Genomic DNA, 9661 nt, shown 5'->3' with positions numbered 1-9661 from the left:
CGCCGGCCGTCGCTGCCGCCAGCGCCGCGCCCGCGAGCGGCCCCGTCACCATCAACATCGCACCGCCGCCCGGCGCCGATGCGGCCGAGATCGCCCGCATGGTGCGCGCCGAGCTCGAACGGGCCGAACGCGCGAAGGCGTCGCGCGCCGGCTCGCGCCTGTCCGATTGATCGTTCGTTGAAGGAAACCCGCCCATGATGATGTCGCTCGACCAGTTCGTTTTCAGCCTGGCGACCACGCCGTACCAGGAGCTCCAGCGCCAGCGCAACTGGAAGCACCGCACCAGCTCGCGCATCGGCGTGCGCGATGCGAGCCAGTTCACCGGCGCCGGCGACGACACGATCACCCTGTCCGGCATCGTCGCCCCCGACAACGGCATCGGCGAGATCGCGTCGATCGAGGCGCTCGCCCGGATGGGCGACGCCGGCGATGCCTACGTGCTCGTCGACGGGAACGGCAACGTGTACGGCGCGTACGTGATCGACAGCCTCAACGAGACGGCCACGTATCACACGAAGGAAGGCATCGCGCGCAAGATCGCGTTCACGCTGACGCTCAAACGCGTGGACGACGGCGTGCTGGCCGAGCCGCAGCAGGACGACGAAAGCGGAGCGGACGAGCAATGAGCACGCTGGAACGCAAGCCGGGCGATGCGCAGGCCCGCGCGGGACGCGTGCAGCCGCAGGCCGACTATCGGATCACGCTCGACGGCCGCGACCTGTCGCGCCTGATCGCGCCCAACCTCATCAACCTGTCGCTGTCGGAGTCGCGCGCGGACGAGGCCGACATGCTCGACCTGGTGCTCGACGACGCGCGCGGCACGTTCGCGATTCCGAAGCGCGGCGCGAGCATCAAGCTGTCGATCGGCTGGGTCGGCGAGCCGCTCGTCGACAAGGGCGCGTTCACGGTCGACGAAGTCGAGCACGGCGGCGCACCGGACGTCATCACGATCCGCGCGCGCTCGGCATCGATGACGAAGGGCATGCACGAGCGCCGCGAGAAAAGCTGGCACCGGCAGACGATCGGCGCGATCGTGCGCACCATCGCGACCCGCCACGGGCTCACGGCCGCCGTCGACGCCACGCTCGCCGCGACGCGGATCGACCATGTCGACCAGACGCAGGAATCCGACATGTCGTTCCTGACGCGCCTCGCCAGGCGCTACGACGCGGTGATGACCGTGAAGGACAAGCGCCTGCTGTTCATGCCGATCGGCAGCGGCAAGACCGTCAGCGGCAAGCCGCTCGACGTGCTGGCCCTCACCCGCGCGAGCGGCGACCAGCATCGCTACCACATCGCGCAGCGCGACGATTACACGTCGGTGCGCGCGCACTATCACTCGAACGGCAGCGCGCGGCGGCTGTCGGTGGTCGTCGGCGACGCAAAAGGCAAGAACGTCAAGGTGCTGCCCGAGGATTACGCGACGGAAGCCGAGGCCCGGGCGGCCGCGCAAGCCGACTATGCGCGCACGCAGCGCGGCCAGTCGACGCTGAGCTACACGCTCGCACTGGGCCGGCCCGAACTGTTTCCCGAAATGCCCGTCACCGTGACGGGGTTCAAGCCGGAAATCGACGAGACGCCGTGGCTCGTGAAGAAGGCGACGCACACGATCGGCGACGGCGGGTTCACGACCGCGCTCGAGCTCGAGGTACGCGATGCGACGAAGCAGTCGGGCCGAACCGGCAAGCGCTGACGGGTGAAGTAACGGCCAGGGCCGCGATGCCCGGCACGCGATCGCGTGCCGGCGATCGCGGTGGCGAACTCAGGATCCCGGTGGGCGGGGCGAGGCAATGCGCGGGGTGCGCGGCTCGGATTCGATGCAGCGGCCGGAGCGAATGCCGGCCGGCGGGAAGGCGTGGTGGCGGTTCAGCTCGATTGCTGACGCCCGCCGAGCGTCATGCGCGTGTCCCGCGCGTCGCCGCATTGCTGCAACGTGGCACGCGCATCGCGCAGATTGGCCATCGCCTGCAGCGCGGCCTCGAGCACCTGCCCGACCGACAGCATCGCGCTGTCGATCTTTGCGTGCGCGTCGGCCCGTTCGTCTTCGGTCAGGTCCGGACGATATCGCGGCGGGCCCATCGTCGATCCGCGCGGGTCCGCGCGATGGTCGGCGCGCGCCGACGCGCCGATCGTCCCGATGTCGTGCTTCCTGTTGGTGTCCATTTTTCCGGTCTCCGCAAACTCAGTCATCCACCGGGGGCCGCCTGACACGACGGGTCGCCTCGGAACGCCCCGCCGCCAGCTCACCGGCTTTCAGAATGCTAAACCAATACTGTATGGATATACAGTGATTCGTCCGATTTTATCCGATGCGCGTGCGCGGCGCGCTCAGCGCACCGCCGTGGAATCGGGGAAACGGAAAGGTGATGGGCCGCCCGCGCCGCCGCATGCGCTGCGGCCCGGATCGGGCAGCGCGTGGCCGCATGCGGCGCGCTGCCGGCATGCGCGGCAGCGCGTGCGCCGGGCCGCGCGGCCGCTCATTTCTTCGGTTGCTTCGCCGCGCGCTCGGACTTCAGCCGTTCGACCTCGGCCATCGCCCGTTCGACGTTTTCCGCCGTGCGCTGATCGAGTGCCGCACGGCGATTCTCCGGCAAGCGCTTCGCGCGTCGCGCCGGCGCCGCCTGCACCATCGCGCCCGTGCTGATGCAACTGGCGAGAAACGCGTGCAGCGATGCCTTGCCTGCGTCGTTGAGCTGCCGGTACATCGCCAGCACGTCGGCTTCGTCCGCGTCGCCGCCGCCGGCCTCCGACGCCGGTTCGCCTGCGGCGGACCGTTCGCCGGTCAACACGTAGCCGATATCGACACCGATCTCGCGAACGGCCAGCAGATAGGACGCGTCGGGAGAGCGCTCATCCGACTCGTACGCCGACTGCGAGCGCCTCGCGACACCGCCCACGGTCGCAAACTCATCCTGGCTGAGCCCGATCCGCAAGCGCTCGTCCCGCAAGCGACTCCCGATTTGTGTCATAAATTACCCATTAACAATTGACGCGCTGTTTTTTGCTCATTACACTGGCCTTACCGTAACGCAAGACTATCTCGACAAAGTATACCGACCATGACTACTCCCCAAGGCCCGCGCCGTTCGCCGCGCGGCACGATGTCGGACAAACCCGTCTATGTCGGGCTGACGCCGGTTGAACGCGGCGAGCTCGAGCAGCTCGCCGCGCAGCGCAACCGCTCGATCTCCAGCATGGCACGCGAACTGATCCGCATCGGCGCGAGCCACCTGCGCGCGATCGCGGCGCCGCGCTCGCGCCCCACCGGCCGTTGAACCGGGCGCTCTCATGTTCCGCACCGTCGAACGCGCCCGACCGTCCGTGCCCGCAACGTCGATTGTGAACTGCGCGCGCGCCCGCAACCATCCGCCGATCGGCCAGCGATGCAGCCGGATCGCCCGCGCAGCCCACCGTCCGACCGGCCATGCGCAGACTCTCGCCCGGAGCACGCCCCCATGCGAATCCTGAACCGTTGCCCGCACTGCCGCACCCGCGCCACCGCGCGCAGCAGCCGCGAAATGTCGCTGACGTTCCGCGAAATCACGTTCCAGTGCGCGAATCCGGAGTGCGGCCACACGTACGTCGTCAACATGGAATTCGCCCGCACGCTGTCGCCGTCCGCCGTCCCGAACCTCGCGTTGCAGCTGCCGCTTTCGCCGCACGTCCGCGAACGCCTGGCCGCGCAACTCGAGCTGCCGGTCTGACGCCCTAACCCCTCGTTCCCGCGTTTCCCTCGCATCGTGCCTGAACGGCGCGAGGGATCGCCTTTGCCATTGAAAAGGACACCTCATGATCCCGATCCAAGCGGGCCGCGCCGTCCAATGCCCCGCCGGCCCGGCGATGGTCCGCCACCCCGCGCGATGCGCACCGGTCGATTACCAGGAGGCGCGCCCATGAACCGCTACGCCACCGAACCCGCGCCGCACGACGCCGCGCTGCGCGCCGCCATCGCCGCGGCCGCCGACACGCTGAGCTTCGACGCCCCGCCGGACAGCCCCGAGCGGCAACGCACGCTCGGCCGCTTCGTGTCGGCGCTCGCCGATCGCCTCGCGCTCGGCTTCCCGCAATCCGCCGCCGCGCTGCGCGCGCTCGCCCATTCACCGGCCACGACGGGCCATCCCGCGCCGCCCGCATCACCGCAACCCGAACGGCAGCAATGACGAAGATATGGCCTCGATCGACGAACTGAAACGACACATCGACCTGCATGACCTCGCCGGCCGCCTCGGCCTGAAACGCGGCCGCGGCGGCGACCGCGCGCTCTATCACTCGCCGCAGCACGCGGACCGGAGCCCGTCGCTGTCGATCTATGCGAATCACCCGAAGTACGGCACCGGCTGGCGCGATCACAGCGCCGACGCCGGCGGCTCGTGCATCGACCTCGTGATCCACGCGCGCGGCGGCACGGTGGCCGACGCCGTCCGCTATCTCCACGACGCGTATGGCCTCCCGACCGAGCGCCCGGCCCCCGCCGAGCGCCGCGAGAAATCCACCGTCGAGTACATCGCCGACCGCTGCACGGCCGAACGCGATCGCGTGCGCGACTACCTCGGCGGCCGCGGCATTTCCGCCGCGGCGCTCGACGCGGCGTTCGCGGCGCGCACGCTCGGCTTCAATTCGTGGACGAGCCCGAAGATCGCCGCCGGCGACGTCGGCCACGGCGGCCCCGCCGCCGCGTTCGTGGTGCGCGCGCCGGGCGATGCGCGCGTCGTCGCGGTCGACATGCGCTACGTCGACCCCGCGCTCAACGGCGGCGTCAAGACGCAGACCCAGGGCGACAAGGCCGGCTACGGCTGGACCGCCGATGCACGCCGGCTCGAGCGCGCGAAACGCGTGATCATCGTCGAAAGCGCGATCAACGCGCTGTCGATCGACACGTGCGCGCTGCCCGGCACGGCCGCGCTGGCGCTGCGCGGCCTCGCGAACGTCGAGCGCATCGACTTCGCGTTCCTGCGCGGCAAGCAGGTCACGATCTGCCTGGACAACGACGAGCCGTTCGCGGAAGGCCACCCGCGCGCCGGGCAGCGCCCCGGCCCCGAGGCCGCGTGGGCGCTCCATGAACGGCTGACCGCGCTCGATATCAGCGCCGTGCTGGTCGACCAGTCGGACTGGCTGGCGGATCTGGCGGACGGCGACGCCAAGCGCACGCCGATCAACGACGTGAACGACTACCTGCAGCTGCGCGGCCCGGCCGACCTCGCACGCGCGCTCGACCAGCTCGAGCCGTGGCTCGTCGCCGGCCTGCCCGGCGACGCGTCGCGCCGCGGCCGGCCGCGCATCTTCCTGCCGGCGCACGATTTCGCGCAGTACTGGCGGTTTCGCGTGCGGCCCGACTTCACGAACTACATCACCAAGATGGATCGCAACGAGGAATCCGGCATCGAGACGCCCGTGATGACCGACCTGTGCGGCTTCCGCATCGCCGGCATCAGCCGCGTGGCCGTCGCGAGCGCGACGTCGACGATGACGGGCGACGCCGACCAGGCGCCCACCGTCTACTTCGCCGTGTCGGTGCAGGCGCCGCGGCACGGTGCGCAGCTGATCCGCCGCGTGATGCTCGACGACCAGCTGCACAACGTCGACCAGTGGAGCAAGTTCGGCCCGATCTGGGCGCCGGCGCCGTTCAAGCGGATGGTGAACATCCTCGAGCGCGGCGCCGACCTCGGCGCGCGCCGGGCCGCGAACTTCGTCGGGCTCGCGTGGCGCGACGGGCGGCTGATCGTCAACGAAGGCCCCGACTGCTACTTCACCGAAGCGGACAAGCAGTGCCCGTATCACAACCTCACGTTCCCGGGCGGCCCGGTGAGCGACGCGCGCCGCGTGATCGCCGCCTACCAGACGACGTTCCGGCAGAACGCCGCGACGATCCCGCTCGTGTGGGCGCTCGGCGGCCACCTGAAGGCGCTGCTCGGCTTCTGGCCGCATCTGACGGTCCAGGCAAACAAGGGCGCGGGCAAGTCGACGCTCATCAAGCGGCTCGAGCGCTCGCTCGCGTTCACGATGTTCTCGGGGCAGTCGCTGCAGACCGAATTCCGCCTGCTGACCAGCATCAGTCACACGAGCCACCCGGTCGGCTGGGAAGAGCTGTCGGCACGGCGGCAGGACGTGATCGACAAGGCGGTCGGGCTGCTGCAGGAGAACTACCAGTACACGGTGACGCGGCGCGGCACCGACATGACCGAATACCTGCTGTGCGCGCCGGTGATGCTCGCCGGCGAGGACGTGCCGGTGCGCAGCCTGCTCGGCAAGCTCGTGCGCACGACGCTGACCGGCAAGCGCGGGCCGCTGCTGCCCGACGACCTGCCGCGCTTCCCGGTCCGCCAATGGCTCGAGTTCCTGACCGGCCTCGACCGGCGCACCACGCTCGACCAGTACGCGACGCTGCGCGACCAGGCGCTCGCCGGCTGCCGCGCGAGCGGCGAGGACGACGGCGCACGGCGCATGGCCGGCAACTACGCGGCGATCGGGCTCGCGTGGCGCTACCTGTGCGAATTCGCCGGCATGGACCCGAGCGAAGGCGAGTTCCCGCGCGACCTGATCGCCGAGATGAACGGCCATGTCGCCGAAACCAGCGCCGACCGCGAGCCGTGGGTCTGGATCATGGAAACGGTGCTGTCGGAAATCGACGGCGGCAACTACAAGCATCCGTACACGTTCGACACCGTCGACGGCGAATTCTGCCTGCTGCTGCGCACCGGGCACGTGATGGATCACCTCGCGCACACGAGCGCGCTGCGCGACAAGTGGAACGGCCTGCCGGTGAAGTCCGACCGCGTGTTCAAGGCGCAGCTCAAGCACGCCGGCGTCGTGGTCGGCGAGAAGGAGGTCGAGCGCCGCATCTACATGCGCCGCGTGCCGTACCTGACGCCGGTGTCGCTCGAGCGCCTGGCCGCATTCGGCCTGCACGTGTCGGTGCGCGAGGACCTGGCGACCGATGCGCTGCAAGGCGGCCGAGCATGAGCCGCGCCCTGTCCAGCCAACCACCGCACGGCGGAACCCGCCGGGAGTGGGCAGGCAGCGCACGCGAGTCGTGGTTGTCGCGGGTGACGGCTCGCAAGTCCTTGATTCCTGAGGAAACTGCCGCCCTGCCTCACGCCGGGTTCGCCACGTGTCATGCCGCTTTTGCCATGAGTCCGGCCGGCGCGCCGGCGGCGGCCCCTTCTTCTTTCTCTCTCTTCAACTCATTGAAGAAAAAGAAGAAAGAGAACCGGGAAGCCACGGCGACGAGCCGCTATCGCGCACCACGAGTCGGCGCCGCATTGCCATCGGTCGCCGGCGATGCAGCGATTTCGCGCCATGGGTTCCACGCGCTCGCCACGCCTGAATGATGGCAACCGATGGCCAACAAAACGCTTGAACATCAACGTGTTATGCACTCTTCACACGCGAACCATCCTTCCACGAGTTGCGCTGCGTGCCCGCCCGGCGCGCGGCCTGCCGACAGCGCGCATCCGGCCACCGTCGACCTGGCCGGTGCCGCTGCGCTGCTCGGCGCCCATCCCGAGACGGTGCGCCTGAAGGCCCGGGCCGGCGCGCTGCCCGGCCGCAAGGTCGGCAAGCGCTGGATCTTTTCCGTCGCCGCCCTGCAGCGCTACCTCGCCGGCGAATGGCTCCCGCCCGTCGCCCATCACGATCAGCAAGAGGAAACCCGCCCATGTCGCTCTACAAGCGCAAGACCAGCCCGAACTGGCAATACAAGCTGTACCCCCCTGGCGGCGGACCGCCGGTACAGGGAAGCACTGGCACCCGCGACAAAGCGCAGGCCCAGGAATTCCACGACCGGCTGAAGGTCGACCTGTGGAACCAGGCGCGGCTCGGCACGAAGCCGCGCCATTCGTGGAACGACGCGGTCGTGCGCTACGTCGGCGAACGCGCGGGCCTCGCCAGCCTGGAAACGTCGAAGATTCACCTGCGCTGGCTCGACCGGCACCTGTCCGGCGTCGCGCTCGCCGATATCGACCGCAACCGCGTCGACGCGATCGCGCTCGCGAAGCGCCAGGAACCGCGTACGGTGCGCACCCGGCACGGCATCGTCGAGACCGACCGGGCCGTCAGCGACGGCACCGTGCGTCGCGTGATCGGCGTGCTGAAGTCGGTGTTGAATGCGGCGGTCGAATGGGAATGGCTGGAGCGCGCGCCGGTCACGAAACGCGCGAAGATCGTCTCGAAACGCATCCGCTGGCTGACCCCGGCCGAAGCGGAACGGCTGCTCGCCGAACTGCCCGCGCATCTCGCCGACATGGCGCGTTTCAGTCTGGAGACCGGCCTACGCCGCGCCAACGTGACGGGGCTGCGGTGGTCGCAAGTCGACCTCGCGCGGCGCGTCGCGTGGATCCACCCGGACCAGGCGAAGGCGCGCAAGGCCATCACGGTGCCGCTTTCGGAAACCGCGATCGCCGTGCTGCGCCGCCAGCATGCGAACCCGCGGGCGCCGGAGTGCGCGGACAGCGTGTTCACCTATCGCGGCAGGCCGGTCTACCAGACGGCGACGGCCGCCTGGGCCAAGGCGCTGCAGCGTGCCGGCCTGAACGATTTCCGCTGGCACGACCTGCGTCATACGTGGGCGAGCTGGCACGTGCAGCGCGGCACGCCGCTGCAGGTGCTCAAGGAGCTGGGCGGATGGGAGACGATGGAAATGGTGCAGCGGTACGCGCACCTGTCGGCCGATCACCTCGCGCAATGGGTCGCGCCGCTGACGGCCGAGCCCGTGCCGGTGCCAGCTGCAATTCAGCTGCAACGAGACAGTGCGACGAACGGAGAAAACCGCTGAGAGCCTGACTAGGCTTGGCGCGCCCGGCTGGGATCGAACCAGCAACCCCTGCCTTCGGAGGGCAGTACTCTATCCATTGAGCTACGGGCGCCTGTGACAGTGAAGCGACCCCAATATACAGGCCGCCCACGATTGGCAAGACGGCAAGGATACCCGGTTTCCCATGACGCGTCCACCTTGCCCGACGAATCCCCGCCGGGCCGCGCCGCGTGCGGGTAAACACGCGCCATCGCACCGCTCGCCGTGATGTAAACGTTCCGTCTATAATCGACCGGGCTTCATTGGACTGCCATTTGCCGTTGCACCGCGCTCACAATTCCTAATCACGGAGACGAGGCAAGCATGAGCGAAGCACCCCACGAATCTCCCGTCAAAACCCCCGGGCAGCTGATTGCCGTCATCATCGCGTCGTTCGCGATTCCGATCATCCTGATCGTCCTGTTCGCCAACTATGCGAACCATGCGTTCCGTGCCGGCGCCGGCACGGACGCGCTATCCGACGAACAGGTCGCCGCACGTGTCGCCCCGCTCGCGAAGGTCGACGTGAAGGACGCCAACGCGCCCCGCACGTACAAGACCGGCGAGGAAGTCTACAAGGCCGTCTGCGTGACCTGCCACGGCACGGGCGCCGCCGGCGCGCCGAAGTTCGGCAACAAGGACGACTGGGCGCCGCGCATCTCGCAAGGCTTCGACACGTTGCTGAAGACGGCGCTGGCCGGCAAGGGCGCGATGCCGCCGCGCGGCGGCACGAGCCCCGACGACGTCAGCGACTATGAAATCGCCCGTGCGATCGTCTACATGGCGAACAACGACGGCGCGAACTTCCCCGAACCGGCCGCGCCGGCCGCCAACGCGGCGCAACCCGCCAGCGGCGCCGCAGCCGCGTCGGGG

12 protein-coding genes and 1 tRNA gene are annotated in these 9661 nt (G+C 69.3%); 10 read left to right on the top strand and 3 right to left on the bottom strand.

Annotation, left to right across the window (positions count from 1 at the left end):
• The first annotated feature begins 194 nt into the window (after window positions 1-194).
• A complete protein-coding gene (locus G3N98_RS35930; protein WP_069246823.1) occupies window positions 195-626 on the top strand; it encodes a phage tail protein in 432 nt (143 codons plus the stop codon).
• A complete protein-coding gene (locus G3N98_RS35925; RefSeq protein ID WP_206150782.1) occupies window positions 623-1693 on the top strand; it encodes a phage late control D family protein in 1071 nt (356 codons plus the stop codon). Before G3N98_RS35930 ends, G3N98_RS35925 begins: the two co-directional genes overlap by 4 nt.
• 173 nt (window positions 1694-1866) lie before the next feature.
• Here G3N98_RS35925 and G3N98_RS35920 read toward each other — a convergent pair whose 3' ends face one another.
• Entirely contained in the window at window positions 1867-2163 is a 297-nt protein-coding gene (locus G3N98_RS35920) for a hypothetical protein (RefSeq protein ID WP_089430434.1), read from the bottom strand.
• Between the two features lie 314 nt (window positions 2164-2477).
• Window positions 2478-2897, bottom strand: a complete 420-nt coding sequence (locus G3N98_RS35915; protein ID WP_346779126.1) for a transcriptional regulator — start codon at window positions 2895-2897, stop codon at window positions 2478-2480.
• A gap of 162 nt (window positions 2898-3059) precedes the next feature.
• Between G3N98_RS35915 and G3N98_RS35910 the strand changes: the two genes are divergently transcribed.
• The 7 genes from G3N98_RS35910 (at window position 3060) to G3N98_RS35880 (ending at window position 8770) form a co-directional block, all read left to right on the top strand.
• Window positions 3060-3275, top strand: a complete 216-nt coding sequence (locus tag G3N98_RS35910; protein ID WP_089471912.1) for a hypothetical protein — start codon at window positions 3060-3062, stop codon at window positions 3273-3275.
• 180 nt (window positions 3276-3455) lie between these two features.
• A complete protein-coding gene (locus G3N98_RS35905; RefSeq protein ID WP_048251455.1) occupies window positions 3456-3704 on the top strand; it encodes an ogr/Delta-like zinc finger family protein in 249 nt (82 codons plus the stop codon).
• Window positions 3705-3893: 189 nt separating this feature from the next.
• On the top strand, window positions 3894-4160 hold the full coding sequence (locus G3N98_RS35900) for a hypothetical protein (RefSeq protein WP_089460273.1): 267 nt from the start codon (window positions 3894-3896) through the stop codon (window positions 4158-4160).
• A gap of 7 nt (window positions 4161-4167) precedes the next feature.
• Window positions 4168-6960, top strand: coding sequence for a toprim domain-containing protein (locus tag G3N98_RS35895; RefSeq protein WP_206150780.1), 2793 nt, complete (start codon window positions 4168-4170; stop codon window positions 6958-6960).
• Window positions 6957-7328 carry a hypothetical protein gene (locus G3N98_RS35890; RefSeq protein ID WP_206150779.1) on the top strand — a complete coding sequence of 124 codons (372 nt, stop codon included), beginning with the start codon at window positions 6957-6959 and terminating at the stop codon, window positions 7326-7328. The genes G3N98_RS35895 and G3N98_RS35890 overlap by 4 nt, the downstream gene beginning before the upstream one ends.
• Before the next feature lie 186 nt (window positions 7329-7514).
• Window positions 7515-7787: a DNA-binding protein gene (locus G3N98_RS40050; protein WP_254610222.1), complete on the top strand. Its 273-nt coding sequence runs from the start codon at window positions 7515-7517 to the stop codon at window positions 7785-7787.
• Window positions 7700-8770, top strand: coding sequence for a site-specific integrase (locus G3N98_RS35880; protein ID WP_241026227.1), 1071 nt, complete (start codon window positions 7700-7702; stop codon window positions 8768-8770). Before G3N98_RS40050 ends, G3N98_RS35880 begins: the two co-directional genes overlap by 88 nt.
• A gap of 15 nt (window positions 8771-8785) precedes the next feature.
• On the opposite strand, the gene G3N98_RS35875 is transcribed toward G3N98_RS35880, so the two are convergent.
• Window positions 8786-8861 (bottom strand) — tRNA-Arg (locus tag G3N98_RS35875).
• Window positions 8862-9112: 251 nt separating this feature from the next.
• Here G3N98_RS35875 and G3N98_RS35870 point away from each other — a divergent pair.
• A partial coding sequence (locus tag G3N98_RS35870) for a c-type cytochrome (protein WP_206150777.1) occupies window positions 9113-9661 on the top strand: 549 nt, incomplete at its 3' end.

It is taken from the genome of Burkholderia sp. Tr-20390 (genome assembly GCF_017104595.1).
In the GTDB taxonomy this organism is placed as follows: Bacteria; Pseudomonadota; Gammaproteobacteria; order Burkholderiales; family Burkholderiaceae; genus Burkholderia.
The sequence above is the reverse complement of the archived record's forward strand: the minus strand, read 5'-3'. Positions and strand labels throughout refer to the sequence as shown.